Annotated in this window: 33 protein-coding genes; 20 read left to right on the forward strand and 13 right to left on the reverse strand. The window is 59.0% G+C overall.

The window, feature by feature from the left end; all coding sequences use genetic code 11:
• Positions 1 to 296: 296 nt before the first annotated feature.
• Entirely contained in the window at positions 297 to 1,874 is a 1,578-nt protein-coding gene (locus VD17_RS08695; RefSeq protein ID WP_046053485.1) for a sensor domain-containing diguanylate cyclase, read from the forward strand.
• A gap of 2 nt (positions 1,875 to 1,876) precedes the next feature.
• On the opposite strand, the gene VD17_RS08700 is transcribed toward VD17_RS08695, so the two are convergent.
• From VD17_RS08700 to VD17_RS08715, 4 genes are all read right to left on the reverse strand, one after another.
• A complete protein-coding gene (locus VD17_RS08700) occupies positions 1,877 to 2,794 on the reverse strand; it encodes a LysR family transcriptional regulator (protein WP_046053486.1) in 918 nt (305 codons plus the stop codon).
• 52 nt (positions 2,795 to 2,846) lie between these two features.
• Positions 2,847 to 3,221 carry a DUF2784 domain-containing protein gene (locus VD17_RS08705; RefSeq protein ID WP_046053487.1) on the reverse strand — a complete coding sequence of 125 codons (375 nt, stop codon included), beginning with the start codon at positions 3,219 to 3,221 and terminating at the stop codon, positions 2,847 to 2,849.
• Positions 3,222 to 3,281: 60 nt separating this feature from the next.
• A complete protein-coding gene (gene dapA, locus VD17_RS08710; protein ID WP_046053488.1) occupies positions 3,282 to 4,157 on the reverse strand; it encodes a 4-hydroxy-tetrahydrodipicolinate synthase in 876 nt (291 codons plus the stop codon).
• 282 nt (positions 4,158 to 4,439) lie between these two features.
• Positions 4,440 to 5,375 (reverse strand): sensor domain-containing diguanylate cyclase, encoded by a 936-nt coding sequence (locus VD17_RS08715; RefSeq protein WP_046053489.1) that lies wholly within the window; start codon positions 5,373 to 5,375, stop codon positions 4,440 to 4,442.
• Positions 5,376 to 5,562: 187 nt separating this feature from the next.
• On the opposite strand from VD17_RS08715, the gene VD17_RS08720 reads away from it, so the two are divergent.
• From VD17_RS08720 to VD17_RS32130, 3 genes are read left to right on the forward strand one after another with little or no spacing between them, the layout of a single operon-like run.
• A complete protein-coding gene (locus VD17_RS08720) occupies positions 5,563 to 6,261 on the forward strand; it encodes an AzlC family ABC transporter permease (protein WP_008157336.1) in 699 nt (232 codons plus the stop codon).
• Positions 6,261 to 6,572: an AzlD domain-containing protein gene (locus VD17_RS08725; RefSeq protein WP_165353329.1), complete on the forward strand. Its 312-nt coding sequence runs from the start codon at positions 6,261 to 6,263 to the stop codon at positions 6,570 to 6,572. Before VD17_RS08720 ends, VD17_RS08725 begins: the two co-directional genes overlap by 1 nt.
• Before the next feature lie 60 nt (positions 6,573 to 6,632).
• Positions 6,633 to 6,791 (forward strand): hypothetical protein, encoded by a 159-nt coding sequence (locus VD17_RS32130; protein ID WP_185753122.1) that lies wholly within the window; start codon positions 6,633 to 6,635, stop codon positions 6,789 to 6,791.
• A 64-nt stretch (positions 6,792 to 6,855) separates the two neighbouring features.
• Here the strand turns inward: VD17_RS32130 and VD17_RS08730 are convergent, their stop codons facing one another.
• The 3 genes from VD17_RS08730 to VD17_RS08740 all read right to left on the reverse strand — a co-directional run bounded on the left by VD17_RS08730 (position 6,856) and on the right by VD17_RS08740 (position 8,392).
• Positions 6,856 to 7,083 carry a DUF6555 family protein gene (locus tag VD17_RS08730; RefSeq protein ID WP_046053490.1) on the reverse strand — a complete coding sequence of 76 codons (228 nt, stop codon included), beginning with the start codon at positions 7,081 to 7,083 and terminating at the stop codon, positions 6,856 to 6,858.
• Between the two features lie 91 nt (positions 7,084 to 7,174).
• Positions 7,175 to 7,447: a hypothetical protein gene (locus VD17_RS08735; RefSeq protein WP_046053491.1), complete on the reverse strand. Its 273-nt coding sequence runs from the start codon at positions 7,445 to 7,447 to the stop codon at positions 7,175 to 7,177.
• Between the two features lie 264 nt (positions 7,448 to 7,711).
• Positions 7,712 to 8,392 carry an SOS response-associated peptidase gene (locus VD17_RS08740; RefSeq protein WP_046053492.1) on the reverse strand — a complete coding sequence of 227 codons (681 nt, stop codon included), beginning with the start codon at positions 8,390 to 8,392 and terminating at the stop codon, positions 7,712 to 7,714.
• Positions 8,393 to 8,717: 325 nt separating this feature from the next.
• Here VD17_RS08740 and VD17_RS08745 point away from each other — a divergent pair, with 325 nt between their 5' ends.
• The 3 genes from VD17_RS08745 (at position 8,718) to VD17_RS08755 (ending at position 11,076) form a co-directional block, all read left to right on the forward strand.
• Complete coding sequence (locus VD17_RS08745; protein WP_046053493.1) at positions 8,718 to 9,665, forward strand: ABC transporter substrate-binding protein; 948 nt, start codon at positions 8,718 to 8,720, stop codon at positions 9,663 to 9,665.
• Positions 9,666 to 9,814: 149 nt separating this feature from the next.
• Positions 9,815 to 10,714: a polysaccharide deacetylase family protein gene (locus tag VD17_RS08750; protein WP_046053494.1), complete on the forward strand. Its 900-nt coding sequence runs from the start codon at positions 9,815 to 9,817 to the stop codon at positions 10,712 to 10,714.
• A 119-nt stretch (positions 10,715 to 10,833) separates the two neighbouring features.
• Positions 10,834 to 11,076, forward strand: coding sequence for a DUF1652 domain-containing protein (locus VD17_RS08755; RefSeq protein WP_033057698.1), 243 nt, complete (start codon positions 10,834 to 10,836; stop codon positions 11,074 to 11,076).
• On the opposite strand, the gene VD17_RS08760 is transcribed toward VD17_RS08755, so the two are convergent.
• Positions 11,073 to 11,957 (reverse strand): LysR family transcriptional regulator, encoded by an 885-nt coding sequence (locus VD17_RS08760; protein WP_046053495.1) that lies wholly within the window; start codon positions 11,955 to 11,957, stop codon positions 11,073 to 11,075. The two genes, VD17_RS08755 and VD17_RS08760, sit on opposite strands and share 4 nt — an antisense overlap.
• 127 nt (positions 11,958 to 12,084) lie before the next feature.
• Here VD17_RS08760 and VD17_RS08765 point away from each other — a divergent pair, with 127 nt between their 5' ends.
• The 9 genes from VD17_RS08765 to VD17_RS08805 all read left to right on the forward strand — a co-directional run bounded on the left by VD17_RS08765 (position 12,085) and on the right by VD17_RS08805 (position 20,436).
• Positions 12,085 to 13,233 carry a muconate cycloisomerase family protein gene (locus tag VD17_RS08765; protein WP_046053496.1) on the forward strand — a complete coding sequence of 383 codons (1,149 nt, stop codon included), beginning with the start codon at positions 12,085 to 12,087 and terminating at the stop codon, positions 13,231 to 13,233.
• A gap of 10 nt (positions 13,234 to 13,243) precedes the next feature.
• Positions 13,244 to 13,534, forward strand: a complete 291-nt coding sequence (gene catC, locus VD17_RS08770) for a muconolactone Delta-isomerase (RefSeq protein WP_046053497.1) — start codon at positions 13,244 to 13,246, stop codon at positions 13,532 to 13,534.
• A gap of 55 nt (positions 13,535 to 13,589) precedes the next feature.
• The gene (catA, locus tag VD17_RS08775) at positions 13,590 to 14,519 is read left to right on the forward strand and encodes a catechol 1,2-dioxygenase (RefSeq protein WP_046053498.1); all 930 of its coding nucleotides are present in this window, start codon (positions 13,590 to 13,592) and stop codon (positions 14,517 to 14,519) included.
• A 214-nt stretch (positions 14,520 to 14,733) separates the two neighbouring features.
• Positions 14,734 to 15,693 (forward strand): AraC family transcriptional regulator, encoded by a 960-nt coding sequence (locus VD17_RS08780; protein ID WP_046053499.1) that lies wholly within the window; start codon positions 14,734 to 14,736, stop codon positions 15,691 to 15,693.
• A gap of 216 nt (positions 15,694 to 15,909) precedes the next feature.
• Positions 15,910 to 17,274 carry a benzoate 1,2-dioxygenase large subunit gene (gene benA / locus VD17_RS08785; RefSeq protein ID WP_046053500.1) on the forward strand — a complete coding sequence of 455 codons (1,365 nt, stop codon included), beginning with the start codon at positions 15,910 to 15,912 and terminating at the stop codon, positions 17,272 to 17,274.
• Positions 17,271 to 17,759: a benzoate 1,2-dioxygenase small subunit gene (gene benB / locus VD17_RS08790; RefSeq protein WP_046053501.1), complete on the forward strand. Its 489-nt coding sequence runs from the start codon at positions 17,271 to 17,273 to the stop codon at positions 17,757 to 17,759. The genes benA and benB overlap by 4 nt, the downstream gene beginning before the upstream one ends.
• 10 nt (positions 17,760 to 17,769) lie before the next feature.
• Positions 17,770 to 18,783 (forward strand): benzoate 1,2-dioxygenase electron transfer component BenC, encoded by a 1,014-nt coding sequence (gene benC / locus VD17_RS08795; RefSeq protein WP_033057713.1) that lies wholly within the window; start codon positions 17,770 to 17,772, stop codon positions 18,781 to 18,783.
• Between the two features lie 139 nt (positions 18,784 to 18,922).
• The gene (locus VD17_RS08800; RefSeq protein ID WP_046053502.1) at positions 18,923 to 19,696 is read left to right on the forward strand and encodes a 1,6-dihydroxycyclohexa-2,4-diene-1-carboxylate dehydrogenase; all 774 of its coding nucleotides are present in this window, start codon (positions 18,923 to 18,925) and stop codon (positions 19,694 to 19,696) included.
• Between the two features lie 41 nt (positions 19,697 to 19,737).
• Positions 19,738 to 20,436: an alpha/beta hydrolase gene (locus VD17_RS08805; protein ID WP_046053503.1), complete on the forward strand. Its 699-nt coding sequence runs from the start codon at positions 19,738 to 19,740 to the stop codon at positions 20,434 to 20,436.
• Between the two features lie 6 nt (positions 20,437 to 20,442).
• Here VD17_RS08805 and VD17_RS08810 read toward each other — a convergent pair whose 3' ends face one another.
• Positions 20,443 to 20,805, reverse strand: coding sequence for an NUDIX hydrolase (locus tag VD17_RS08810; RefSeq protein WP_046053504.1), 363 nt, complete (start codon positions 20,803 to 20,805; stop codon positions 20,443 to 20,445).
• Between the two features lie 211 nt (positions 20,806 to 21,016).
• Here VD17_RS08810 and VD17_RS08815 point away from each other — a divergent pair, with 211 nt between their 5' ends.
• On the forward strand, positions 21,017 to 21,220 hold the full coding sequence (locus VD17_RS08815; protein ID WP_008154564.1) for a hypothetical protein: 204 nt from the start codon (positions 21,017 to 21,019) through the stop codon (positions 21,218 to 21,220).
• Positions 21,221 to 21,277: 57 nt separating this feature from the next.
• Here the strand turns inward: VD17_RS08815 and osmE are convergent, their stop codons facing one another.
• The gene (gene osmE / locus VD17_RS08820; RefSeq protein ID WP_046053505.1) at positions 21,278 to 21,634 is read right to left on the reverse strand and encodes an osmotically-inducible lipoprotein OsmE; all 357 of its coding nucleotides are present in this window, start codon (positions 21,632 to 21,634) and stop codon (positions 21,278 to 21,280) included.
• 13 nt (positions 21,635 to 21,647) lie between these two features.
• Positions 21,648 to 21,887 carry a hypothetical protein gene (locus VD17_RS08825; RefSeq protein ID WP_033057722.1) on the reverse strand — a complete coding sequence of 80 codons (240 nt, stop codon included), beginning with the start codon at positions 21,885 to 21,887 and terminating at the stop codon, positions 21,648 to 21,650.
• Positions 21,888 to 22,073: 186 nt separating this feature from the next.
• Between VD17_RS08825 and VD17_RS08830 the strand changes: the two genes are divergently transcribed.
• Positions 22,074 to 22,292, forward strand: a complete 219-nt coding sequence (locus tag VD17_RS08830) for a hypothetical protein (RefSeq protein WP_046053506.1) — start codon at positions 22,074 to 22,076, stop codon at positions 22,290 to 22,292.
• Positions 22,293 to 22,328: 36 nt separating this feature from the next.
• Here the strand turns inward: VD17_RS08830 and VD17_RS08835 are convergent, their stop codons facing one another.
• Entirely contained in the window at positions 22,329 to 22,898 is a 570-nt protein-coding gene (locus VD17_RS08835; protein ID WP_046053507.1) for an RrF2 family transcriptional regulator, read from the reverse strand.
• A gap of 288 nt (positions 22,899 to 23,186) precedes the next feature.
• On the opposite strand from VD17_RS08835, the gene VD17_RS08840 reads away from it, so the two are divergent.
• Positions 23,187 to 24,389, forward strand: coding sequence for an NAD(P)/FAD-dependent oxidoreductase (locus VD17_RS08840; RefSeq protein WP_046053508.1), 1,203 nt, complete (start codon positions 23,187 to 23,189; stop codon positions 24,387 to 24,389).
• On the opposite strand, the gene VD17_RS32950 is transcribed toward VD17_RS08840, so the two are convergent.
• Positions 24,360 to 24,593, reverse strand: coding sequence for a hypothetical protein (locus tag VD17_RS32950; RefSeq protein WP_369007738.1), 234 nt, complete (start codon positions 24,591 to 24,593; stop codon positions 24,360 to 24,362). The two genes, VD17_RS08840 and VD17_RS32950, sit on opposite strands and share 30 nt — an antisense overlap.
• Here VD17_RS32950 and VD17_RS08845 point away from each other — a divergent pair.
• Positions 24,549 to 25,838 (forward strand): NAD(P)/FAD-dependent oxidoreductase, encoded by a 1,290-nt coding sequence (locus VD17_RS08845; protein ID WP_046053509.1) that lies wholly within the window; start codon positions 24,549 to 24,551, stop codon positions 25,836 to 25,838. The genes VD17_RS32950 and VD17_RS08845 overlap by 45 nt on opposite strands.
• The last annotated feature ends 24 nt before the right edge of the window (positions 25,839 to 25,862 follow it).

Below are 25,862 nucleotides of genomic sequence, written 5' to 3' on the forward strand. Positions count from 1 at the left end.
GGCACCGAACGAAAGGGGCAAAAGCGCTTTGGTTACTTTCGCGCTTTTCGAAAGTGACTCGCTGTAAGAGCGAAACCGTCAGCCGCCATCACCGCAGAAACGGATATGCCCCCCAACCTTAAGTGAACAGCATTACGCCGTTCGTCGAGACAGCCGAGCGAATACTTCTCGCGTAGATCAACCTATCGGGTGTTTGATGAGGCATAGTCGCCTGGCACCAGGCGGCTCATACCCGTCAGGGGGCAGAAAAGGGCGAACGGGAAGATTCGCCCTGTGATCAGGATTCAGGGAGCGTCATGGGTCATCCATCCGTTAACGATCGAATTGAACACTCCCGCCATGGCGTGCCTTGGGTCTTCGAGCAAGCCGGGGCAACTCTCAAGGTTCGCTCTGCGGTGATTCTGCTGGTCGCGGTGTGCCTCTCCATGTCGGTTATCGTGATTTGGGAAGCCTGGAACTCGCGCCAGTACCATCTGCAAGACAAAGAAGTGGCGATGTCCAACCTTGCCCAGACCCTGGCCTCGCAAGCGCAGGCGTCGATCAAGCAAGCCGATACGCTGCTGTTTACCCTGGTGGACCGCCTCGAAAACGACGGCATCGATCAGGCCCGGGTACCCCGGTTGGAGCGTTTGCTCAGTGCCCAGCGCAGTGAGCTGAGCCAGCTCCATGGACTGTTTGTTTATGACGAAAAAGGGCGCTGGATTGCCAACTCCAACCACGTCGCCCTGCCCGATGCCAACAATTCCGACCGCGAATATTTCATTTTCCATCGTGATCATCCCGATCGTGGGCCTCACATTGGCCCGTCGATCAAGAGCCGTTCGAGCGGTGAATGGGTCATGACGGTTTCCCGCCGGATCAATCATCCGGATGGCAGCTTTGCCGGCGTGGCGCTGGCAAGCCTCTATCTCAGCCACTTCCTTGCGCTCTACGACAGCATCGACATGGGGCATAACGGTGTGATCAATCTGATCGCCGACAACGCCACCATCGTCGTTCGCCGGCCGTTCAAAGAATCTGAAGTCGGCATCAGCGTCGCCAAGGGGCCGCTGTTCACGCAACTGTTGCCCAAGGGCAATTCGGGCACGGCAACGGTCCCCTCCTATGTGGATGGCGTCGAGCGGGTGGTCGGTTTTCGCAGGGTCGACGGTTATCCGCTGATCATCTTTGCGGCGCTGAATAAAGATGAGGCCCTGGCCGACTGGCGTCAGGAGGTACTGCTGAGTGCCGGGATCGTCTCGTTATTCCTGGGGTTTCTGGGCGTCCTTGGTTATCGCCTCATTCGCCTCATGAAGCAGCAGAATCACGTGCAGGGTGTATTGCTGGATGCGCAGGAAAAACTCATCGAGGTCAATCGCAGTCTAGAGTTGCTGGCGCTGGAGGATGCGCTGACCGGGCTGTCCAACCGGCGTCAGTTCGATTTGTTCATCCTCGCCGAAATGGGCCGCGCCAGGCGCAACCAGACCCACCTCGCGCTGCTGATGATCGATGTCGATCACTTCAAGAGCTTCAACGATCTTTACGGCCATGTGGCCGGCGATGAGTGTTTACGCGACATCAGCACCATCATCAGGGACAACATCAAGCGTCCCGGTGACCTGGCTGCCCGCTATGGCGGCGAAGAGTTTGCAGTGGTGCTGCCCGGGACCGACTACGTGGGAGCGTTTCTGGTGGCGGAAAACATCCGCCGAGCGGTTCAGCTGGCCGGCATCGAGCACAGTGAAGGGGCTGAAGGTACGGTGACGGTCAGCCTGGGGGTCGCCGCGTACGATCCGGCGTCACAAGCCCAGCCCAGTGACCTGGTGGCTGCGGCCGACAAGGCACTGTACGTGGCCAAGGCCAGCGGTCGGAACATGAGCGTCATTGCCAACTGAATTCAAACAAACCGGTCACTGCCTTGAACCAGTTTGGTGGACAGGTACGATTGCTTGAGTTTTTCCAGCCACCAGCCCAGGGCGCGGCCGTCATGATCGCCACGCCAGCCGGCATATAAAATATTCGGCTCGCGCGGATCGGCCATCTGTTTTTCAACCAGCGTGCCGTTTTTCAGTAGCGAGCCGACCCGGTGCTTCGGCAACCAACCCACGCCCAACCCGTCGCACTGGGCGAGGATCTTGGCGCGCATGGTCGGCACGGCGAGCACCGGTTGGCCGCCGGAGACGCCGTAAGTGCTGCCCTCGGTCGCTCTGGACGAATCGGCCACGACAATCGCCCGATGCTGCGCAACCATGGCGCGTGAAATTGGCTCCTGGGCCTTTGCCAGCGAATGCTTGGGCGACACCGCGAACACCCATTCCATTTCCCCCAGTTGCATCCAGCGCAAGGAGGGGATGGCCGGTGGCTCGTTGGTGGCGCCGATGATCAAGTCTGCGCGGCCTTCACGCAGGGCTTCCCAAACACCTTTGAGGACTTCCTGAGTGATGCGCAACGGCACGCCGGACTCCAGCGCATCGAACTCGTGAATCACCGGGATCAACGCTTCGAATTCGAGCAACTCATCGGTGACGATCCATAGCCGGCTCTCCCAGCCATTGGCCACTTGCTGCACCCGCTGGGTCAGCCGCGAGACGTCTTGCATCAGTCGCGCCGCCTCGTTCACCAGCAATTCACCTGCCGGGGTCAGCTGCAAGCGGTAGCGACGACGGTCGAACAGCAAGGCATCAAAGCGTTCCTCCAGTTGCCGCGCCGCGTAGGACACCGTCGAGGGCGCCTTGCCCAAGTGGGCTGCGGCCCGCGACAGGCTGCCGGTTTCGCGGATGGCTTCCAGCAAGGTCAGATCTTCAATCGATAACATGGGCAGAGTCCTTGAACGAACAAGATCAAAAGATCGCAGCCTCCGGCAGCTCCTACGCGCCCGTTGGGCGCTGCCACAGCCTGATCAACCGAAGGTAGACCAGTACGTTGATCGCCAGCACCACGCTGCCCAGTCCCAGTTGAATTGCCGGTGTCAGGCCCGCCGGGTAAATGACCGGCCACACGTAATGTTCGATGAAGCCGCCGCTATAACCGGTTTGCCCGGCCGCGTCGCGCATGAGGTTTTCCCACTGCGTCAGCGGGCAGGTCAGGTGGAAGACCTCCACCGACACGCCCCACACAGCCGCAGGCAGGTGCCACCAGATCAGGGGGCGCCATTTGAGCACCAGCAGCCCGCCGAACAGCACGAACAGAATGAACAACAGGTGGAACAGGACCAGCCCGTCGGCGGCGATTCGATAAAGCATGTCGACTCCCTGACGCGTTATGCGAATGGCTCCATGGTACTCGGGCTGGTTGCTGGCGCTCTATCGATTGTTGCTGTCCAGCGCCGTCAGCACTTCCTTCAGACGCACCGCCATGGCTTCGCTGCTGCGTAGCATCGGCGCGCGCAGTTCGTCGTCGATCAAGCCTTCAAGGGCCAGGGCGGTTTTCACCGGGGCGGGATTGGGCTCCATGAACAGGCTGTGAATCAGCGGCAGCAGTTGGAAGAATGTCGCTCGACCCGCCGCTAACCGGTTGTCGCGGACCTGTTGATACAACGCCACGAACAACTCGGGATGAACATGCGCCGACGCGGCAATCGCGCCTTTGGCACCCAGACACAAGGCGCTGAAGATCTGGTTATCTTCGCCGCACAGCACGTCGACCTTGCCACTGCCGAGCAGCGCCAGGGTGTTGGCCTGATTGCCGCCGCAATCCTTGATCGCGACGATTCGCTCATGGGCGACGATGTTGAGCAGGGTCGCCTGCTCGAACGCCACGCCGGTGCGGTAAGGGATGTCGTAAAGAATGAGCGGAACGCTGGAGGCATCGGCGACGGTTTTGTAAAACGCTTCGAGGCCAGCCTGGGAAGGGCGGATGTAATACGGCGGCGGTACCAGCAAACCGGCCAGTGGACGTTTCAGGATTTCGCTCTGAAATTGCAGCAGTTCGGTCATATTGTTGCCGGCCAGGCCCATGACCACCCGTTCCGCCGGCACCTGCGCCAGCACTGCATCGAGTACCGCCAGTTGCTCGTGTTTGCTCAGTGCCGCCGCTTCCGCCGTGGTGCCGCAGACCACAACGCCATCGACGCCTTTTTCCAGCAGATGATTGACCAGCCGGTGCAAGCCGACGAAATCGATTGCACCGTTGCGAAACGGTGTAACGAGAGGGACCCAGATACCTTGAAACGATGACATGCACTTACTCCTGATGGTTGACCGATTTCGTCACCGTCAGAAGCGTAGAAGGCAGAAAGCAAGGGAGGGTGTCCGTCGCGCTCAATGTCCTGTCAGCTCATCTGACGGGACAGCGCGCCCCGGTCACATGAGCGACTGTTTCTTCGATTTGAGGGCGTGCGCAACGCAACCTTGCGCCTTGGCATTCAAGCCAATGACGACAGTGTTGAGGTTGAAGGTTGCGGACATACTTGCTTACACCCTGAATGAGGCGCTCAGTTTTAAAAGCCGGCGCGATTTTTGTCAATCGCGAAAATCAGCGAACTCCGCACGCATTCTGCCGTTGTGCTTGGCCTTGTAGAGCAATTTGTCGACCTGTTCGACGAATTCCAGCGCGCTCGCGTGCAGCGGTGCAGTCGTGGTGCCGACCCCCAGGCTCAGGCTCAGCAGCTGAGATACCGCGGAAAATTCGTGGGGGATTTGCTGTTGGCGAATCAGGTGCAGGCATTTGTTCGCCACCAGCCTTGCGGATTCGGCATCGGTTTCCGGCAGCAGCCAGACAAACTCTTCACCGCCGATCCGCGCGATGAAATCCCGTGGCCGGTTGGCGGCCAGGGACAAGGTCTGAGCGACGCGCCGCAAGCATTCGTCACCCTTGATGTGCCCGTAGTGGTCGTTGAATTGTTTGAAGTAATCAATATCCAGGATCAGCAGCGACAGCGCCGATCCCGTGCGTTGAGCGCTGCTCCATTCCCGCTCCAGCACGGTGTCGAACATGCGTCGGTTGGCGATGCCGGTCAGCCCGTCCTGGAATGAATATTCTTCGAGTTGCTTTTGCAGGCGACTCAGGTGTTCCTCGGTTTTCTTGCGCTCACTGATGTCGAACATGAAGCCCACCAGCGCTTCCACTTCACCGTCCTTGCGCACCACGTGCACCACATCGCGAATCCACACGTAATCGCCGTTGTGGGTGAGTGCCCGATAATCCGCCTCGTGATCCACACCAGCTCGCGATTGCGACACGCAGAACTCCACCACGTAGTCGCGATCATCCGGGTGCATGCGCTCGACCCAGTCATTGACCCCCACCCAACTGTCCTGTTTCCAGCCCAGCAAACGCTCGATCTGTGGACCGATGTAGCTGAAGGTCATGGTCTTCCAGTCGATCCGCCATGGGATTGCTTTGGTCGACTCGAGCAGGGTTTTGTAGACGTCGCTGTCGGTTTCGAGTGAACTCATGAAGGGCCAGGCCTCAAGGAAAAATGCAGCGCCATCATGTTGCTACTACTGTAGTGAATCAAGCGTGTAGCCGATGAGTGGAACAAGTTTCGCGGCACAAGTTCGCGGCACAAGTGCGCAAGATTGTTCAAGCCTTCGGCCATGACTGCTGGCACAGTCTGAGGTCTTTCCCTGGTTGTAGAGCGTTATGTCCAATTCACTCATGCCGCGCAGTGCCTTTCTTCGCGGCGCTGCGGCGATCATGCCGTTGTCCCTGGCCACCGCGCCCTGGGGACTGCTGGCCGGCTCCATGGCCATCGAGGCCAATCTCACGCCCCTGCAAGGCCAGGGGTTGTCGAGCATCGTGTTTGCCGGGGCGGCGCAACTGGTGGCGATCGGCATGCTCAAGGGCGGTGCCGGGATCTTTTCGATTTTGCTGACCACGTTGCTGCTGACCTCCCAGCACTTGCTCTACGGCATGAGCATGCGTTCGGTGATTTCGCCGTTGCCGGGTCGCTGGCGTGTGGGGTTGGGCTTTTTGCTCACCGATGAGCTGTTCGCCCTGACCAGTGCGCATGACAAACAACAGTTCAACCGCTGGTACGCATTGGGTGTCGGCCTGACGTTTTACATCGCCTGGAACCTCTTCACCCTGGCCGGCATCGTGCTGGGCAGCAGCATTCCAGGGCTGGAACATCTGGGACTGGACTTCTCCATCGCGGCAACCTTTATCGCCCTGATCACCCCGGTGGTGCGGAACGTGCCGACCGTGGTGTGCGTAGCGGTGTCGTTGTTCTGCTCGGTGCTGTTCAGCTACTGGCAATGGGGCTCGGCGCTGGTACTGTCGGGGTTGGCGGGGATGACCGCAGGCTTTATCTGCAACAAATTCTACGGTGGACGCACATGATGGTCTGGGCGGTTATTTTTGGCATGGGGCTATTGGTGTTCCTCAACCGCTATGTGTTTCTGGAGCCGCGGCTGCCCGTGCGCTTGAGCAGCAATGCGCGGCAGTTCCTGGGTTTTGCGGTGCCGGGCATGCTGACGGCGATCTGCGGGCCGATCGTGTTCATGCCGGACAAGCAGCTGAATCTGCAGTGGGACAATCCATACCTGATCAGTTCGCTGGTGGCGGTGGGGCTGGTGCTTTACACCCGCAACACCTTGCTCAGCATGTTGTTGAGCATGGGGTTCTTCTTTTTGCTGCGTTGGTGGCTCTAAGTCGTTCCCGTCGAAACTGTTCTACGCTTAAAGGGGACCCCTACAGGAAGAGAGGTGAGCATGGCTAATGATCCAAAGCGTCCGGACCCGGATGAAGAGCTGGATGAACCCACGGAAGAGGAAATCGAGCGGCAGAGGCGTTCGACGCCGGACTGGAAGCACCCCGACGACGGTAAAGAGCTGTCAGATCGCGACCAGGAGCGTCCGCTGAAGCCTTGACCGATCTGCATATACAAAAAAGCCCCGCTATCAAAGCGGGGCTTTTCGTTGGGCGATTATTAAATCAGATCGCTTCATTCCAGCGAATGTGCGTAATGCCTAATTGCTGCGCTTCGATGCGCGCGGTTTCGAGGTTGGCGTGTGCGGCGATTTGACGATCAGAGTCGGGATAAGCATGGGCGGACGCCGAATGTATTGCCTCCACATCCGAGAACTGTTCAGCCAGTTTGAAAAAGTGCTGACGAACGCCGTCGAACATATAGTGCACAGCATAGGGGACGAGTTTGCTCATATATTCCTCCTTGGGCCGAGCCTCAGTTATTGAGAGTGGTTTGATGTCGGGTTCGTTCAGTTCGTTGACTGAATGAACCCGGCCCATCAACTCAAACGTCTTCCAGCGGCAGAAAATCGGGGTGGGAGGCCCGATAACCCAAGGTCTTGTCGATCCAGGCGTTCAGCTCGTTGACCATGACCGGAGGTTTGCCTGGATAGCGTTCGAGGGTTGTACGCAGGAGGTTGCCGATAGTGGCAATTGAATGCAGGTTGCGGGTCGTTATGTATTGCCCGATAAAACAGTCGAGTGGGTAATGTTCTGTCTTCGAAAGATAAACACACGCCAGACTATCGACTTGATTAATTGTGAAATCGTCGCGCAATTTAATTCTCTGCAAGCTTGTTGTTGTAAGGATTTCCTTGGTTTATTGACTCTTTGGTCAATGGCGGGGTGCCGAAGGGAACGCGGCGCGCATGCTATCCATAGTTATTCTAAATGTATCGAAGTGTCGGACCGGCGGTTGCTCGATTAAATCACAAATAAAAGCAAAGTGTTTCCTGAGTGAAACAACCTGTGTAACGTTCAAGCGATCAATATGTATATATAACTGTTGTTTATTTCTGCCTATATGTCTGTATCGATACGTTTATGGCATTTCATCAATCAGTGCAGCGCCTTGATTTCTTGAATTGCCCACTGCTCTGTCCACTTTGTACCACTCGAAAACCTCGCTGACTTCACCCTGCAACAGCGTCATCTGCTCGGCGCGTTCTCTGGGGGTGGCCGGGTCAAGCCATTCCCGCGCCAGCAGCGCAGACAACACCACGGGGCGCCGGTCATGGATGTCGAGCATGCCGCCCGCACTGTCGGCGGTGATGATCACAAAACCGTCGTCGGCCCCCGGCTCACCACCCGGGCCGGGAAACTGCCCGATCGCCGCGCACAAAATCGGCGCCCGGTCCCGTCGGCGGATGAGCCACGGTTGCCTCGTCGAATCCCCGGCGTCGACCCATTCGAACCAGTTGTCGATCGGCACAATCGCGCGGTGCGGCCAGATCGCCCGGAAGAACGGGCCGTGGGCGACTTTTTCGACCCGTGCATTGATCGGTGCCGCCCGATCCTTCGCCCAATGCGGCCGCCATCCCCAGCGCTGAAAAGCGGCGTGCAGGCCATTACTCTCCAGATGCAGGAGGGCGAGTTGCGTGGTGGGCGCCGCGTTGTAGCGGGCCAACGGTTCATCACCGACGTGGTTGATCAACGCGTCGGGGATGCTCAGCACGGCGACAAAGTCGTGAATGCCACGGTACTGCGACAGGCGTCCGCACATAGGCTGATGCTCCGATTGAAGCGCTCTGATTGAAGAGCTCCGATTGAAGAGCGCTGGCTGGAGATTTCAGCTTAGTTGCTCAGATCACGTGGGCGCGCTGCAACTCGGTCAACGCTTTGGGCAGGGCTTGAGCAAAACCGCGGAGGCCGACTGCGTTTACACCGGAATCGGGGCAGGGAAATGTTCAGGGGAAAACAGTCTGTTTAGTCGCTGTTGCTGGGCGAACACTGTTCGCTGCGAGTCATGAGCTTATGAATAAATCGAATTTAAGGAGCTTGTTGTAAGAGCGTTATGGTCTATCGCAATAACCCTCAAGGAGCCCCCGATGAACCTGTCCCGATTCGTGCGCAGTCTGCTGACCAGCGCATTGTTCGCTGCACCACTGGCTTACGCCGCCGAGCCCGTCGTCCTGCACGTCGGTGATCAGAACTACTACAACGTTCGCGCTTCGGTGGAGGCGTCGGGCGTACTGAAAGATGCGCCGTATACCGTCGACTGGAAGCACTTCCAGGCCGCCGCCCCATTGGCCGAAGCGCTGAACACCGGCGCGCTGGATCTGGGTTTTCTCGGCGATTCGGGGTTTCTGTTCCTCGCCGCCAAGCAGGCGCCGGTGAAACTGATCGGCGTGTCGCGGCAGAACCCCGACACCATCGCCTTGCTGGTGCCCAAGGATTCGCCGGTCAAAACCATCGCCGACCTGAAGGGCAAGAAAGTCGCTTACTGGCCCGGTGCCTGGAGCCAGCAACTGACCCTGCGCGCCCTGGAAAAAGCCGACCTGCCGGAAGACTATGTCGACTTCATCAAGCTGATGCCGATCGATGCCGCCGCCGCGTTGCCTCAGGGCAGCATCGACGCGTTCCCGGTCTGGGAACCTTACATCTCCCAGCAGATTCTGTTCTCCGGCGCCCAGCCGATCCTCACCGCCAAGAACCTGATGCCCGGCCTGAGCGCCATCGCCGCCTCGACACCGTCGATCGACAGCAAACGCGAAGCCATTGCCGACTTTCTGGTGCGCCTGAAAAAGGCCCGGACCTGGGTCGACAACCACACCGACGAGTACGCCGATCTCTGGGCGAAGAAAGCCAACCTTGACCAGAACGTCTCGCGCCACTGGTTGCGCCAGGCCCACATGACCGTCGGCCCGGTGGATGCGCAGGCCGCCAAGGATCTGCAAAGCACCGCGGACTTCCTGTTCAAGGTAAAAGCGCTGCCGGCTGCGTTGGCGACTGCACCGATTATCGACAGCTCGTTTCAACAGGCGTTTGCCCAGTAACCCTCGATGCCGGGCAGCACTGGAACCAAACACTGTGTACCCTTATCCAACCTCGGCCTGCAGCGACCTGCGGGCCGATGAAGGATAAATGGGCGAAGGATTTTTGCCCTTTGACGTGTTGACCGTAACGGTCTGGCCCAAGGCAAAACATGAAACGGCTGTTCAAGGTTCTCTCTGCACTCATCATCGCCACAGGGCTGGTTGGGTGCATCGCTTCTCCCATCGAAATGACGCCGCAGACCGAGCAGCGTCTGAGCGCGCAACCACCGATCCGTTTTCTGCTGACCTTCGACGACGGTCCCAGCGCATCGAGTTTCTGGAATCCGACGATGACGGTGCTCGACAGCCTGGCGACGAACCCGGTGCAGCCGAACCTCAAGGCGGTGTTCTTCGTGCAGACGGGTGCGCCACGTGCCGGCGACAGCGATATCGGTCGCGAGGTCATGCGCCGCGAACAGGCAGAAGGGCAGATTCTGGGCTTCCACACGGCTACCCATTCGCACACCAACCACCGTTCCCTGAGCCCGGAAGAACTGGAGCAGGCGCTGAACAAAGGCAGCGCCGACATCGCTGCGATCACCGGCGCGCCGCCGACGCTGGTGCGCCCGCCATTCTGGAGCTACGACAAACGCACTTTCGCGGCCTATCAGCAACACGGCATGCATATGCTGCTGACCGACCTGAGCGCCAATGACGGCAAGATCTGGGGCTTCAACGCCAGCCCCCGGCGGCGGGCCCACTTCTTGCGCACAATGTCCGAAGTGCGCGAGCGCATCGCCCTTGGCGAATTACCGGTGGTGGACGGGGTGATTCCGGTGGTGGTGACTTTCCACGACCTCAATCGCTACACCGCCCGGCATACTCGCGAGTACCTGCAAATTCTTCTCGACAGCGCACAGGCGACCGGTGTGAAAACCGCCGAAAAGCCGTTTTACGACGACACGGCAGCGCTGCAACGGGCCGCCATGGCGCGTACTGTTCGCGACAGTTCACAGCCGGTTAAATTACCGGGGCTCTGGAACTGGATCTGGGGCGCGGATTCTCACTGAAAGGGCTCCAAAGTGAGAAACAGCTAACACTTATTTTGAGCATTGGCGGGCGCAGGATGGGAAAAGCGCATCTATGCTGAGAAAGTTGGATCCGATTAATCGCCACGGAGGCGCCCGTCATGGTTTCAGTTCCTGAGCTTTGCCGCATTGTTGAGTCCGGTTTTCAACCGCTTTCCTGTGCCTGCACGGTGAATCCCGACGGAACGTTACGGATCAAGGTCTACGACCCCGCCACCGGGCGAATTGATCTGTTGATTACCGGTGTATCACCCGAACGGCTGACCAGCGTTCGCGATATCTCCAATCTGATTGGCGAATTGCGCATCGAGATGCGCGCCGGTCGTCGGGCGTTTGCCGGCTAGGCCCGCGGCTGCAGTTCATCAATCACCTGCAAGCAATGATTCAACCCCGGCGATACGTCGCCCACGCGCCTGCTGAGAATGATCGGCGAGGTCGCGTTGTCTTCCAGCAGCGGCGTGAAACCAATGTCGTCGCGGTGCAGCAATTGCACCGAGGCCGGCACCAGGGTGACGCCGATTCCCGCTCCCACCAGGCCGATAGCCGTTTGCAGCTCGTTGGTCCATTGCGCCACATGAATGCTCACGCCATAGGATTCGAACAGCGCGATCACATGGTCGGCGTAGCTCGGGCGCGGGTTGCCGGGGTACAGCACGAAGGGTTCTTTCGCCAATTCGCGAAGGCTGATCGGCCCGGCCAGTAAGGGGTGACCGGCGGGCAGGGCGGCGACCAGTCGGTCTTCAGTCAACACCGTCTGGATGATCGCCGGGTCGTCGATGCGGATTCGGCCGAAACCGATATCGATACGCCCGGCCTTGAGCGCCTGTACTTGCTGCAACGTGGTCATTTCCGAGAGCCCAAGTTCAAGCTCCAGGGGCTCGCCGCTGCGCAAACGGCGAATCAGTTCCGGCAGCACGCCATAGAGCGTCGATGGGGCGAAACCGATACCCAGCCAGGTCTTTTCGCCCAGACCGATCCGTCGCGTGTTGTCGCACACCTTGCCCAGTTGCTCGAGCAGGGCGGTGGAGTGCTCATGGAAAAACCGCCCGGCGTCGGTCAGCTTCAGCGGCCGCCCGCGTTCCAGCAGCAATACCCCGAGCTCATCCTCCAGTTGCTGCATCTGTCGGCTCAGAGGCGGTTGGGCGATGTGCAGCAGTTCGGCGGCACGGGTGAAATTGAGGGTTTGAGCCAATACCTGAAAATACCGCAGGTGACGCAGTTCCATGGGGCCTCCAGACGCAAGTCGGTTGCATACCTTAAAGGTATCAAGTCAGACCAATTCTATATTGGCTTCCCGAAAAAAGCCGTACCAGAATCGGTTCCAGAACTTTAAGAACCTGACGGGTATCGACATGCTTGCAACAGCCATTGAATCGATCGAGACGATCATCGTCGATCTGCCGACCATCCGCCCGCACAAGCTGGCGATGCACACCATGCAGAACCAGACCCTGGTGATCATTCGCGTGCGCTGCGCCGACGGCATTGAAGGTATTGGCGAATCCACCACCATCGGTGGCCTGGCCTACGGCAACGAAAGCCCAGACAGCATCAAGACCAACATCGACAAACACTTCGCGCCGCTGCTGCTGGGCCAGGACAGCGCCAACGTGAACGCCGCGATGTTGCGCCTGGAGCGCAGCATCCGTGGCAACACCTTTGCTAAATCAGGTATCGAAACCGCCTTGCTCGACGCTCAGGGCAAACGCCTTGGGCTGCCGGTCAGCGAGTTGCTGGGCGGCCGCGTTCGCGATGCCCTGCCAGTGGCGTGGACCCTGGCCAGTGGCGACACCGGCCAGGACATCGCCGAAGCGGAAAAAATGCTCGACCTGCGCCGCCACCGGATCTTCAAACTGAAAATCGGTGCCGGTGAGGTCAACCGCGACCTGGCCCACGTCATTGCGATCAAGAAAGCCTTGGGCGACCGCGCCAGCGTGCGGGTCGATGTCAATCAGGCCTGGGATGAAGCGGTCGCACTGCGCGCCTGCCGGATCCTGGGAACCAACGGCATCGACCTGATCGAACAGCCGATCTCGCGCAACAACCGCGCCGGCATGGCGCGCCTGAACGCCATGAGCCCGGCGCCGATCATGGCCGACGAATCCATCGAGTGCGTGGAAGATGCGTTCAACCTGGCACGTGAAGGCGCGGCCTCGGTGTTCGCCCTGAAAATCGCCAAGAACGGCGGTCCGCGCGCCGTGCTGCGAACCGCTGCGATTGCCGAAGCCGCCGGTATCGGCCTGTATGGCGGCACCATGCTCGAAGGTGGCATCGGCACCCTGGCCTCGGCTCATGCCTTTATCACACTGAACAAACTGGCGTGGGATACCGAGCTGTTTGGCCCATTGCTGCTGACCGAGGACATTCTCAGCGAACCGCTGGTCTATCGCGATTTCGAGCTGCACGTACCGAAAACACCGGGCCTGGGCCTGAGCCTCGATGAAGAACGTCTGGCGTTCTTCCGTCGTGACAAAACGTCTACTGCCATTCATCACGCCTGAGGAGAGCATTATGCTGTTCCACGTAAAAATGACCGTGAACCTGCCGGTCGACATGAATCCGCAAGCAGCCGCCAAATTGAAGGCTGACGAAAAAGCCCTGGCCCAGCGCCTGCAAGAGCAAGGCAAGTGGCGTCACCTGTGGCGCATCGCCGGTCACTATGCCAATTACAGCGTTTTTGACGTCGACAGCGTTCAGGAACTGCACGACCTGCTCATGCAATTGCCGTTGTTTCCGTACATGGCGATCGAGGTCGACGCGATGTGCCGGCATCCTTCTTCCATTCGCGAGGATGACCGCTGAACCCAGCCTGTTCAGTTCGCTACGCTAATAATTACAAGATGAGGAACCCACCAAAATGAACATCAAGATTTCCCACACTGCCAGCGTCCAGAAGTTTCTCGAAGAGGCCAGCGGCCTGCTCAACGACGCCGGCGACCCGCGGGTCAAGGCCCTGGTTTACCGCATTCTGCGTGATTCGGTGAACATCATCGAAGACCTGGCCGTGACCCCGGAAGAGTTCTGGAAAGCCGTCAACTACCTCAACGTGCTGGGTGCGCGTCAAGAGGCCGGGTTGGTGGTGGCCGGGCTTGGTCTGGAGCATTACCTCGACCTTCTGATGGACGCCGAAGACGAGCAGGCCGGCAAGGCTGGCGGCACACCGCGGACCATCGAAGGCCCTCTGTACGTGGCAGGTGCGCCGCTGTCGGAAGGCGAAGCGCGACTGGATGACGGCGTCGATCCGGGTGTGGTGCTGTTCATGCAGGGCCAGGTCAAAAACACCGCCGGCGAACCGTTGGCCGGTGCGGTGGTGGATGTCTGGCACGCCAACACCGGCGGCACTTACTCCTACTTCGATAGCACTCAATCGGAGTTCAACCTGCGTCGTCGTATCGTCACCGATGCCGAGGGTCGTTATCGCTTCCGCAGCATCGTGCCGTCGGGTTATGGCTGCCCGCCGGACGGTCCGACCCAGCAACTGCTCGATCAACTGGGCCGTCATGGCCAGCGGCCGGCGCACATTCACTTCTTCATCTCTGCGCCGGATCATCGTCACCTGACCACCCAGATCAACCTTGATGGCGATCAGTACCTGCACGACGATTTCGCCTATGCCACCCGTGACGAGCTGATTGCCAAGATCACCTTCAGCGACGATCCACAGCGTGCAGCGGCCCATGGTGTGAGCGGTCGGTTTGCCGAAATCGACTTCGATTTCACCTTGCAGACCTCTGCACAACCCGACGAGCAGCAACGCCACGAACGGGTCCGCGCACTCGAGGACTGATCGCACAACCCTGTGGGAGCGAGCTTGCTCGCGATGGACGTTAGCGATGACGCCGGGTGCCTGATTGCCCGCGGCGCCCTCGAGTCCATCGCGAGCAGGCTCGCTCCTACAGGTTTCATTGAGAAAGGCCCACAGGTCAGTCCACTGACACACCGCTGCAAGCACTGCCTTAGAATGGCCCGACGTTACCGATAACAACAACGAGAGTGACCCGATGATGCAAGCGCAACTGTTGAGTCAGCGCAGCACCGTATTCGACCACGCCGACCCTTACGCGGTGTCGGGGTACGTCAATCAGCATGTCGGTAATCATTGCATTCTGATGCCCCGGGCCGGGCGACCGCTAGCCAGCCTCAATCATCGCAAGTTTGCCAGCCTCGACCTGTGCCGCATCAGCTATGGCGGCAGCGTACGGGTCACCTCCGGTGCGCTGGAAAGCATCTATCACCTGCAAGTGTTGCTGCGCGGCAACTGCCTGTGGCGCGGCCACGGTCAGGAACACTACTTCGCGCCCGGCGAGTTGCTGCTGATCAATCCCGATGATCCGGTGGACCTGACCTACTCCGACGATTGCGAAAAATTCATCCTCAAAGTCCCCACCCCGTTGCTGGAATCCGTGTGCGATGAGCAGCGCTGGCGGTATCCTGGGCAGGGCGTGCGGTTTCTGGAGAACCGTTATCAGCTCGATGAACTGGAAGGATTTGTCGGACTGCTGGCGATGATTTGCCAGGAAGCCGAGGCCACCGAGCAGATTCCCAAAGTGCAGGAGCACTACGCACAGATCATCGTCAGCAAGATGCTCAGCCTGATGAAGACCAATGTCAGCCGGGTCAGCCTCGGCTCACAGACGGCCACGTTCGAGGTGATTGCCGATTACATCGCGGGTCACCTCAAACAGGACATCGACAGCGAAGAACTGGCACGCCAGGCACGGATGAGTCTGCGGTCTCTGTACGGATTGTTTGAACGCAACGCCGGCACCACGCCGAAAAACTACATCCGGCAAAAACGCCTTGAGCGCATCAACGCCTGCCTGAGCGATCCGACCTGCAACGTGCGCAACGTCACGGAAGTGGCGATGGATTACGGCTTCCTGCACCTGGGGCGATTCTCCGACAGCTACCGCAAACAGTTTGGCGAATTGCCATCGGACACCCTCAAGCGCCGCCACTGATTGCATTTACCCTGTGGGAGCGAGCTTGCTCGCGATGGGGCCAGCACATCCAACATCTTTGTTGACTGATACACCGCTATCGCGAGCAAGCTCGCTCCCACAGGTGCGCGTCACTGCTGCACAAAACGGATACAGGTCTGCACCCAGCGGATAGTCCGCCCCATCCCCCCGTCCTAGCATGGCCCTGCCTGAATAAAAACAATGGAGGCGGCGGCCATGTCCCTGCGACCCGAATACCTTCACTCCCTGCTCGAAGATGACAAAGAACAGGGCATCTATCGCTGCAAGCGCGAGATGTTCACTGACCCGCGGCTGTTCGATCTCGAGATGCAACACATCTTCGAAGGGAACTGGCTGTACCTGGCCCACGAAAGCCAGATCCCCAACAAAAACGACTTCTACACCACCACCATGGGGCGCCAGTCGATCTTCATCGCGCGCAACAAGGACGGTGAGCTCAATGCGTTTCTCAACGCCTGCAGCCATCGTGGCGCGACGCTGTGCCGGCACAAGTCTGGCAACAAGAGTTCGTACACCTGCCCATTCCACGGCTGGACCTTCAACAACTCCGGCAAGCTGCTCAAGGTCAAGGATCCGGCCGAAGCAGGCTACCCGGCGAGCTTCAACTGTGAAGGCTCCCACGACCTGACCAAAGTCGCGCGTTTCGAGTCTTATCGCGGCTTCCTGTTTGGCAGCCTCCAGGCCGATGTCGTGCCGTTGGTTGAACACCTGGGCGAGTCGGCAAAGATCATCGACATGATCGTCGACCAGTCCACCGATGGCCTGGAAGTGCTGCGCGGTTCCTCCAGCTACATCTACGAAGGCAACTGGAAACTCACCGCCGAAAACGGCGCCGACGGCTATCACGTCAGCTCCGTGCACTGGAACTACGCTGCCACCCAGAACCAGCGCAAGCAACGCGAGGCCGGCGATTGCAATCCGACCATGAGCGCCGGCAGCTGGGCCAAGCAGGGTGGCGGTTTCTATTCTTTCGACAAGGGCCACATGTTGCTCTGGACCCGTTGGGCCAACCCCGAAGACCGTCCGCTGTACGAGCGTCGTGATGAATTGGCTCAGGACTTCGGCAAGGCTCGCGCCGACTGGATGATCGAGAACTCGCGCAACCTGTGCCTGTACCCGAACGTGTACCTGATGGACCAGTTCAGCTCGCAGATCCGTATCGCCCGGCCGATCTCGGTCGACCGCACGGAAATCACCATTTACTGCATCGCCCCCAAAGGCGAAAGCGACCACGCCCGTTCGAGCCGGATTCGCCAGTACGAGGATTTCTTCAACGTCAGCGGCATGGCCACCCCGGATGATCTGGAGGAGTTTCGTTCCTGCCAGACCAGTTATCAGGGCAGCGTGACCGCCTGGAACGACATGTCCCGTGGCGCCGAACACTGGATCGAAGGCGCCGACGAGGCAGCCAAGGAAATCGACCTGCATCCGTTGCTCAGCGGTGTGCGCACCGAAGACGAGGGCCTGTTCGTGCTGCAACACAAGTATTGGCAGCAGACCATGCTCAAGGCCTTGGCCGCCGAGCAGTCCGAACTGATTCCTGTGGAGGCCGTGCAATGACCATCACCTATGACGCCGTACGCGATTTTCTCTACCGCGAAGCCCGTTACCTCGATGACCGGCAATGGGACGAATGGCTGGAGTTGTACGCCCCGGACGCGACGTTCTGGATGCCGTCCTGGGACGACAACGACGAGTTGACCGAAGACCCACAACGGGAAATCTCGCTGATCTGGTACGGCAACCGCACCGGCCTGGAAGACCGCGTTTTCCGCATCAAGACCGAACGCTCCAGCGCCACCATGCCGGACACCCGCACCTCGCACAACATCAGCAACATCGAGCTGCTCGAACAGGCCGACGGCTTCTGCAAGGTGCGCTTCAACTGGCACACCTTGAGCTTTCGCTACAAGACCGTCGACAGCTATTTCGGCAGCAGTTTCTACACCCTCGATGTGCGCGGTGAAAACCCGCTGATCAAGGCCAAGAAAGTGATCCTGAAGAACGATTACGTTCGCCAGGTCATCGATGTTTACCACCTGTGAGGCTGCCGTCATGACTCATTCCATTGCATTCAATTTTGAAGACGGTGTTACTCGGTTCATCGACGCCAATGTCGGCGAAACCGTGGCCGATGCCGCGTATCGCCAAGGCATCAATATTCCACTGGATTGCCGCGACGGCGCTTGTGGCACCTGCAAATGCTTCGCCGAGGCCGGCCGTTATGATTTGGGCGAGGAGTACATCGAAGATGCGCTCAGCGCGGAAGAGGCCGAGCAAGGTTTCGTCCTGACCTGCCAGATGCGCGCCCAGAGCGATTGCGTGGTGCGCGTGCCGACCTCATCCGAAGTGTGCCGCACCCGTCAGGCCAGCTATGACGCGACCATCAGTGCCGTGCGCCAGTTGTCCGACAGCACCATCGCGTTGTCGATCAAGGGCGAAGCGCTGAGCAAACTGGCGTTCCTGCCAGGGCAATACGTGAACCTTGGGATTCCCGGCAGCGAGCAGACCCGGGCCTATTCGTTCAGCTCGTTGCAGCGCGACGGCGAGGTCAGTTTCCTGATCCGCAACGTGCCCGGCGGCTTGATGAGCAGCTTCCTCACCGGCATGGCCAAGGCCGGCGACAGCATGAGCCTGGCCGGGCCGTTGGGCAGTTTCTACCTGCGCGACATCCGCCGTCCGTTGTTGCTGCTGGCCGGCGGTACGGGGCTGGCGCCGTTCACGGCGATGCTGGAAAAAATCGCCGAGCAGGGCAGTGAGCATCCGCTGCATTTGATCTACGGCGTGACCAACGATTTCGATCTGGTGGAAATGGATCGACTCGAAGCGTTTGCCGCGCGAATCCCGAACTTCAGCTTCAGTGCTTGCGTGGCCAACCCGGACAGCCAGCACCCGCTCAAGGGCTACGTGACCCAGCACATCGAGCCGCAGCATTTGAACGAAGGAGACGTCGATGTCTACCTGTGCGGCCCGCCGCCGATGGTCGAGGCGGTCAGCCAGTTCATCCGTGAAAAAGGCATCGCGCCGACAAATTTTTACTACGAGAAATTTGCCGCCAGCGCGGCGTAAGTATTCTCTGCGGCATCGTCCCTGTAGGAGCTGTCGAGTGAAACGAGGCTGCGATCTTTATAAGGGCAACATCAAAAGATCGCAGCCTCGTTTCACTCGACAGCTCCTACGGAGGGGTTGGCGCAAACACGAGGTATGTATGAACAGATTCACAGATAAAGTCGCGCTGATCACCGGTGCTGCCCAAGGCATCGGTCGGCGTGTTGCCGAGCGCATGGCGGCGGAAGGGGCGCGGTTGATTCTGGTCGATCGCTCCGAGCTGGTGTTCGAAGTCCAGCAGCAATTGGGGCAGGGCAGCCAGGTGCTGGCGCTGACCGCCGATCTTGAGCAATACAGCGAATGCAGCCGCGTCATGCAAACCGCCGTCGAGCGTTTCGGGCGTCTGGATGTGCTGGTCAATAATGTGGGCGGGACGATCTGGGCCAAGCCTTTTGAGCATTACGAAGCGTCGCAGATCGAGGCCGAAGTGCGCCGTTCGCTGTTCCCGACGCTGTGGTGCTGTCATGCCGCACTGCCGTTCATGCTTGAGCAGGGGAGCGGCGCCATCGTCAACGTTTCGTCCATCGCCACGCGCAGTGTCAATCGCGTGCCGTACGGTGCGGCGAAGGGTGGGGTCAACGCGCTGACCGCTTGCCTGGCCTTCGAAACCGCCGGTCGCGGGATTCGGGTCAATGCCACCGCGCCCGGTGGCACCGAAGCGCCGCCGCGGGTGATTGCGCGCAACAGCGCCGATCAGAGCGAGCAAGAAAAGGTCTGGTATCAGCAGATTGTCGACCAGACGCTCGACAGCAGTTTGATGAAGCGCTATGGCACGCTGGATGAACAGGCAAGCGCTATTCTGTTTCTGGCCAGCGACGAAGCGTCCTATATCACCGGCATGATCATGCCGGTCGGTGGCGGCGACCAGGGCTGACGCGACTCGCCAATAACCCATCCTCAATCGGAGTCATCGTGATGAGCGACAAACCCACGATCGTGCTGGTCCATGGTTTTTGGGGCGGTGCTGCCCACTGGAACAAGGTCATCGCCGAGTTGATTCACAAGGGCATTAGGAACATCCGCGCGGTGGAGATGCCGCTGACTTCATTGGCAGACGATGCAGAGCGCACGCGCAAGATGGTCGCCCAAGTGTCGGGGCCTGTGTTGTTGGTGGGGCATTCCTATGGCGGTGCGGTGATTACCGAGGCCGGTGATCAACCGAACGTGGTGGGGTTGGTGTACATCGCTGCCTTCGCGCCGGACGTCGGTGAAAGTCCCGGTGGCATCACGCAACGGCATCCACCCGCAGCGGCGGCCAACCTGGCTCCCGACAGCGACGGTTATCTGTGGGTCAAACCTGAGCTCTATCACAAAAGCTTCTGCCAGGACCTGCCAGCGAACGAAGGGTTAGTGATGGGCATCACCCAGAAAGCGCCGCTTGCCAGCACCTTCGGCGACACCATTACCACGGTGGCGTGGAAGAAGAAGCCGTCGTGGTATCAGGTTTCTACGGATGACAGGATGATCTCACCGGAAAATCAGCAATGGATGGCGGGGCGGCTGAACGCCAGGGAGATCCTGACCCTGAACGCCAGTCATGCGTCCCTGGCTTCGATGCCGGTCGAGATTGCAGTGTTCATCGATAAGGCCGCGACGGCGTTGGCCGCAGGATAGAGAGCCTTACAGGCGACGCTGAAACGCTTTGATGATTCTGAGCGTGGCGTCGCTTGTGTTCAGGTTCTGGACCGCGTCCAGCGGATACCAGATGCAATCGAAAATTTCGTTTTGCGGGCGGGCCTCACCCGCGTTCGCCACTGAGGCTTCGTACACATGGTGTCGGGTGCTGCCCGTTTGCAACTCCATCAGGTACAGCATCCCGTCGACCCCAAGCCCGGTCTCTTCCTGAAGTTCTCGCGTGGCGGCGTCGGCAATGGCTTCACCACGCTCAACCTTTCCGCCGGGCAGCATCCAGCGACTCCTTGGCTTGCGCACCAGGAGAATGTGCCGGTCGTGCTCGCAAATGACGGTCGCGCGTACTTTCATGTGTTACCTGATTGCCGTTTGTCATAAATCAGTCGTAAAAATGCAATATTCGAGCCTGTGTGTCTGTCTCAATGGTTGGAGTGATGGACGAGGTTGAAAGTGCGACCGGATGTCGGAATCCTGGCGCGACGTCTGGTTGGCACTTCATGGAAGGTCGGGTGTAAGGTATTCAGGTGAATCCAGGATCATCACTGCCGAGTTGGAGGTGACTATGAGCGTTCCGATGCTGACCAAAATGCACATGAACGGTTATGACGTACTTAGCGTGAACAACGGCCCATGGCGGGTGTGCACCAAAGGTGACCGGCTTGGAGCCTTTGGCAGCAGAGAGGAAGCACTGGCCTTTGCGGCCGCTCTTCCCGGCTACAAGGCCAAAGCAAGTCGGCCTGCACGCAGCCAGAAATCGGATAAATAGCGCGCTTGCAGCCCCGGTTCGCCGGGGCTTTTCTTTGCTGGGCGCTGAGGTCCCCGGCTAATAACCGCCGCCGCCACCACCGGTGCTGCGGGGCTCTCGGGCTTTTTGCTGCGCGTTACTCCATTCGGCGCAGGTCATGAAGCTTTTATGGTCGACCTTGCCCCTGCCATCGAAACTGACGTTGTACGTTTGCTGATGGCCGGCCTGCGTCAGCTTGTAGTCAAAGCAAGTGCCAGGTTCAACGGTGCGATCCGTTATGGATAAAGGCTGGCCGCCAATCTGCTGGACTTGATCCTTGCTCATGCCGGTTTCGACCTTTGCGACCAGCGGCTGATCCCGATAGACACGCGATTCGGTGCTGCAGCCACCCGACGCAGCCAATACAACGACCAGCGCGCATAGAGGCTTGTGCATGGCAGTGCTCCTGCTATTGAGCTTTCGTTCGAGTGATAATTTTGGCTTTCACTTCCTCGGCATACCCCTTCAGTCGTTCTTCATCTCCCTGAAACAACTCGCACAGCTTCAGGGTTGCTTGCGCATCCACATCATTGCCGGCCAGGCGTAGCTGCTCTGCGATGCGTAAAAGCTCTACCGCTGACCATCTCAAGTCCGACGCAAGGCCTTGCAGGTCACGCCGAAGTTCGTTTTCAGATTCGTTAAGCCACATGATGACCTCCTGCCAATCCCCGCTACGAAATTTTAGTCCCATTTCCCGGGTCAGGTCGTTTTGTTCGTCCGAGCCGTGGGTGCAGCCTTTTGTCGGGAAAATGAACGCGAACCCGCAGATCTGATTTCGTAGTGAAGTAGTGAAGTAGTGAGGTAGTGAATTTTTGCTAGGGCGAGGCAACTTCAAATGACGGCGACTGATGACTTTAGATTTCATGCCCATGAGCTGATGGTCGATCTGGACGCGGCCACCACGGAAATGATGAAACTGATTTCTGCACATCAGTTGAGCGGCCCGGAATGGGAGCGGGTCACTCAATGGCAGCATGAAGCGTATGAAAGATGGATGAGTTATCTGAACGAGAGGTCGTATCCGGATTCCGGCGATGACAGCGTCCCTTGCTGAGTTCAGTGCAACGGATGGCTGTCTGGACTGTAAGGTTTAGTCGGTGATATCGGTCACCTGGATGATTGGGTCGTCGCTTGCCTGAGTGCTCGCACCGATTTTCTTTTCCCGACGATCGTTCATCCAGTTGTCCACCTGAGCATTGAATTGCGCCGGCGCTTTTCGTCCGACCTTCCTGGCGAGATCAAGAATGGTCTGCTGGGCGAGGGCGTCTTCCATGCGTTTTTGCGCGGTCATCATGGCGGCATGCACCGAGCACTGACCCGCCAGCGCCCACGCCGGCGCGGAACCTTCGAACAAGGCGCAACGCCCCCGAATCTCCCGGCAATCGAAGATGAGCTTCTGGCCGTCGATGGCATTGACGATATCCAGAATGCTGATTTCGTCAGAAGGCCGGGCCAGCTTGAACCCGCCGCGCACGCCTTCAGTGGCGACCACCAGTTTTGCCTTGGCCAGTTTGGTGAAAATTTTTGCCAGATAGTCCTGAGGTACGCCTTGCAGCTCGGCAAGGTCGCGCACGCTCGCCTCACGGGTGTCGCCGCAATTGCCCACCAGAAAAATCAGGCAATGAATGCCGTACTCAACACCTGCGCTGTAAAGAGACATATCAATCTCCGACTAAAGTTGTCGTAAATGTTAACAGCGGAAAGCGAGCTGGGCAACGCATCCGGTCGCGTGTTCACTGCTCGTTTCGCGGGTAGAGATGGCTGTAAATAAACCTTTTTTGGACAAATCAAAACTTTCGATACTAACCATCAGTAATTTCGTTTTGTGCCAAGTAACTAGGATCAATATAGTCGCCGTTGTCAGGTCGTCAGTGGTCAGCAGTCGCTACCGAAGAGCGTGACCTTTAACGAATTCATCACTTGGTCTTCTCCCCCCCGGAGTTAAAAAATGAAACAGCACATCCTGGTTATCGGCGCAGGTTTCGGTGGCATGTGGACGGCTTTAAGCGCCACGCGTCTGTTCGACATTCATGGTCACAACGACGTTGAAGTGACCGTTCTGGCCCCTCAGGCCGAGCTGCGAGTTCGTCCGCGCTTCTACGAACCGAATGCTCACCAACTGGCCGCACCGATCGGCGAACTGTTCGATGCGGTCGGCGTCAACTTCATCAAGGGCTCTGCCGAAACCATCGACGTTGAGCAAAAACGTGTCGGCTACCTCGATGCATCTGGCACCCAGCAAGTGTGCAGCTACGACAAACTCGTTCTGGCAACCGGCAGCCGCCTGGCACTGCCGAACACGCCAGGTGTGGCGGAACATGCCTTTGACGTGGACCAGATCGAACAAGCCGTACGCCTTGAAAATCACCTCAAGTCCCTGGGCAACCTGCCAGAAAGCAAAGCCCGCAACACTGTAGTGGTGGCCGGCGGTGGCTTCACCGGGATTGAAACCGCGACTGAAATGCCTGCGCGGCTGCGCGCCATCCTGGGTGATCGTGCTGACATCGAAGTGATTATCGTTGACCGTGGCGAGAACGTTGGCGGGTCCATGGGCGCCGAGATCGCCAAGTCGATCGCTGAAGCCAGTATTGAAACGGGGGTGGAATGGCGCTTGAAATCGTCGGTCGTCGCCGTCGATGAAAATGGCGTGACCCTGGCCGATGGTCAGCGCATCGATGCCAAAACCGTGGTCTGGACCACCGGTGTGCGCGCCAGCTCGTTGACCGATCATATTCCGGCCGAGCGCGATCACCTGGGCCGTCTGCACGTCGACGCGCACTTGAAAGTCATTGGCCAGGAAGACATCTTCGCCACCGGCGACGTCGCGTACGCTGCCAGCGATGACATCGGCAACTTCGCATTGATGACCTGCCAGCACGCGATCTCGCTGGGTCGTCATGCCGGCAACAACGTGGCCGCGCAGATCCTGGGCGTGGACCCGACCCCGTACAGCCAGCCTAAATACGTGACCTGCCTGGATCTGGGCGCCTGGGGCGCGGTCTACACCGAAGGTTGGGACCGCCAGGTGAAGTTGGTCAAGGAAGAAGCCAAGGCGCTGAAGACCCAGATCAACACGATGTGGATCTACCCGCCCGCAGCTGATCGTGTCACTGCGCTGGCTTCAGCGGATCCGATGATTCCTGTCGCCTGAAACGTCGACAGCGTTGCTTCGATAACGCTGTCTGTTTAGAAAAAATCCCGCCCGGGTTCTCTTGGGCGGGATTTTTTTTGCGCCTTGAACGGTTGCGGTCGTGAAATTTAACGTGTACTTTTTCATGAAAATATAAGTATAAAAATTCACGAGGCCTGCATGTTTCAACAATCTGCCCAGCACGTCGCCAGCTATTACGCCCACACCTGCGCCGATCGTCTGTTGGATCGAGCCGCGTTGGAGGGTGAGCAGGACACCGAAGTGTTGATCATCGGGGCCGGCTTCAGTGGATTGCATACGGCGTTGCGTCTGGCCCTGGCCGGCAAGCGCGTGACGTTGCTGGAAGCCAGTCGGGTGGCCTGGGCCGCCTCGGGGCGCAATGGCGGTCAGGCCATTCTTGGTTGGTCGTGTGACATGCCGCCATTGGAGGCGGCGCTGGGTTATGAGCGCGCGCGCCGGTTATGGGACAGCATGCGTTGGGCTGCCCGGGAGTTGCGAGATTTGCCCGCGCGCCATGATTTCGATTGTGACTATCGTCCTGGCCACCTCTGGACGTCGGTGATGCCGCGTCGGGTGAGTCTGCTGACAGAATGGCAACACGAGGCCAGCCACAAGTGGGGCCACGATGGTTTGCAGTTCATTTCGCGCGAAGCGTTGCCTGGTTGGGTCGCCAGTGAGCGCTACCAGGCCGGCCTGTTCGATCCTGAAGGCGGGCATTTGAATCCGCTGAAACTGGCGCTCGGCCTGGCCGCTGCAATTGAACAGGCCGGTGGATGCATTCATGAACAGAGCAAGGCGTTGAGTTATCTCGAAGAGGGCGGTCAGTACGTAGTCACCACTGAGCGCGGTCGCATTCGCGCCGACGTGCTGGTGCTGGCGTGCAATGCCTACCTTGATCGGCTTGATCCGCAATTGGCGAGTTGCGTGTTACCGGTTGGCACTTATCAGGTAGCCACCGCGCCACTTTCAGTGCAACAGGCGACCGCGTTGCTACCGAGCAATGTGTGCGTCACCGACAACCAGTTTGTCCTCGATTATTTCCGCCGCACGCCGGACAACCGCCTGCTGTTCGGCGGTGGTTGCACTTACCTGGGCGGCATGCCGAAAGACATCGCCGCTGCGACACGGCCCTATCTGGAGCGCGTGTTTCCCCAGCTCAGGGGCGTCGAACTGGACTTTGCCTGGGGAGGACACATCGATCTGACCCTCAAGCGCACGCCTGACATCGGTCGACGTGGCGATCTCTACTGGCTACAGGGTTACTCCGGACATGGCGTGCTGCCGACATTGGCCGGGGCGCGTGCGGTGTCCGACGCGATACTGGGTCAGCCGGATGAGCTGGCGTTGTATCAGGGTTTGATCAACGGCAGCTTTCCCGGTGGAAAGTATTTGGCAGCACCGCTGGAAGCCATCGGCAAGGCCTGGTATCGGCTGCGCGACAGCCTTTGAAGCATCAATTTCGGGAAGCCTTTA

Source organism: Pseudomonas fluorescens (assembly GCF_000968015.1).
GTDB classification, from domain to species: Bacteria; Pseudomonadota; Gammaproteobacteria; order Pseudomonadales; family Pseudomonadaceae; genus Aquipseudomonas; species Aquipseudomonas fluorescens_W.

Bases quoted from the DNA above. Each gene is read 5' to 3' on its own strand.
- VD17_RS08695 (WP_046053485.1), top strand. From the start codon at position 297: ATGGGTCATCCATCCGTTAACGATCGAATTGAACACTCCCGCCATGGC.
- VD17_RS08700 (WP_046053486.1), bottom strand. From the start codon at position 2,794: ATGTTATCGATTGAAGATCTGACCTTGCTGGAAGCCATCCGCGAAACC.
- VD17_RS08705 (WP_046053487.1), bottom strand. From the start codon at position 3,221: ATGCTTTATCGAATCGCCGCCGACGGGCTGGTCCTGTTCCACCTGTTG.
- dapA (WP_046053488.1), bottom strand. From the start codon at position 4,157: ATGTCATCGTTTCAAGGTATCTGGGTCCCTCTCGTTACACCGTTTCGC.
- VD17_RS08715 (WP_046053489.1), bottom strand. From the start codon at position 5,375: ATGAGTTCACTCGAAACCGACAGCGACGTCTACAAAACCCTGCTCGAG.
- VD17_RS08720 (WP_008157336.1), top strand. From the start codon at position 5,563: ATGTCCAATTCACTCATGCCGCGCAGTGCCTTTCTTCGCGGCGCTGCG.
- VD17_RS08725 (WP_165353329.1), top strand. From the start codon at position 6,261: ATGGTCTGGGCGGTTATTTTTGGCATGGGGCTATTGGTGTTCCTCAAC.
- VD17_RS32130 (WP_185753122.1), top strand. From the start codon at position 6,633: ATGGCTAATGATCCAAAGCGTCCGGACCCGGATGAAGAGCTGGATGAA.
- VD17_RS08730 (WP_046053490.1), bottom strand. From the start codon at position 7,083: ATGAGCAAACTCGTCCCCTATGCTGTGCACTATATGTTCGACGGCGTT.
- VD17_RS08740 (WP_046053492.1), bottom strand. From the start codon at position 8,392: ATGTGCGGACGCCTGTCGCAGTACCGTGGCATTCACGACTTTGTCGCC.
- VD17_RS08745 (WP_046053493.1), top strand. From the start codon at position 8,718: ATGAACCTGTCCCGATTCGTGCGCAGTCTGCTGACCAGCGCATTGTTC.
- VD17_RS08750 (WP_046053494.1), top strand. From the start codon at position 9,815: ATGAAACGGCTGTTCAAGGTTCTCTCTGCACTCATCATCGCCACAGGG.
- VD17_RS08755 (WP_033057698.1), top strand. From the start codon at position 10,834: ATGGTTTCAGTTCCTGAGCTTTGCCGCATTGTTGAGTCCGGTTTTCAA.
- VD17_RS08760 (WP_046053495.1), bottom strand. From the start codon at position 11,957: ATGGAACTGCGTCACCTGCGGTATTTTCAGGTATTGGCTCAAACCCTC.
- VD17_RS08765 (WP_046053496.1), top strand. From the start codon at position 12,085: ATGCTTGCAACAGCCATTGAATCGATCGAGACGATCATCGTCGATCTG.
- catC (WP_046053497.1), top strand. From the start codon at position 13,244: ATGCTGTTCCACGTAAAAATGACCGTGAACCTGCCGGTCGACATGAAT.
- catA (WP_046053498.1), top strand. From the start codon at position 13,590: ATGAACATCAAGATTTCCCACACTGCCAGCGTCCAGAAGTTTCTCGAA.
- VD17_RS08780 (WP_046053499.1), top strand. From the start codon at position 14,734: ATGATGCAAGCGCAACTGTTGAGTCAGCGCAGCACCGTATTCGACCAC.
- benA (WP_046053500.1), top strand. From the start codon at position 15,910: ATGTCCCTGCGACCCGAATACCTTCACTCCCTGCTCGAAGATGACAAA.
- benB (WP_046053501.1), top strand. From the start codon at position 17,271: ATGACCATCACCTATGACGCCGTACGCGATTTTCTCTACCGCGAAGCC.
- benC (WP_033057713.1), top strand. From the start codon at position 17,770: ATGACTCATTCCATTGCATTCAATTTTGAAGACGGTGTTACTCGGTTC.
- VD17_RS08800 (WP_046053502.1), top strand. From the start codon at position 18,923: ATGAACAGATTCACAGATAAAGTCGCGCTGATCACCGGTGCTGCCCAA.
- VD17_RS08805 (WP_046053503.1), top strand. From the start codon at position 19,738: ATGAGCGACAAACCCACGATCGTGCTGGTCCATGGTTTTTGGGGCGGT.
- VD17_RS08810 (WP_046053504.1), bottom strand. From the start codon at position 20,805: ATGAAAGTACGCGCGACCGTCATTTGCGAGCACGACCGGCACATTCTC.
- VD17_RS08815 (WP_008154564.1), top strand. From the start codon at position 21,017: ATGAGCGTTCCGATGCTGACCAAAATGCACATGAACGGTTATGACGTA.
- osmE (WP_046053505.1), bottom strand. From the start codon at position 21,634: ATGCACAAGCCTCTATGCGCGCTGGTCGTTGTATTGGCTGCGTCGGGT.
- VD17_RS08825 (WP_033057722.1), bottom strand. From the start codon at position 21,887: ATGTGGCTTAACGAATCTGAAAACGAACTTCGGCGTGACCTGCAAGGC.
- VD17_RS08830 (WP_046053506.1), top strand. From the start codon at position 22,074: ATGACGGCGACTGATGACTTTAGATTTCATGCCCATGAGCTGATGGTC.
- VD17_RS08835 (WP_046053507.1), bottom strand. From the start codon at position 22,898: ATGTCTCTTTACAGCGCAGGTGTTGAGTACGGCATTCATTGCCTGATT.
- VD17_RS08840 (WP_046053508.1), top strand. From the start codon at position 23,187: ATGAAACAGCACATCCTGGTTATCGGCGCAGGTTTCGGTGGCATGTGG.
- VD17_RS08845 (WP_046053509.1), top strand. From the start codon at position 24,549: ATGTTTCAACAATCTGCCCAGCACGTCGCCAGCTATTACGCCCACACC.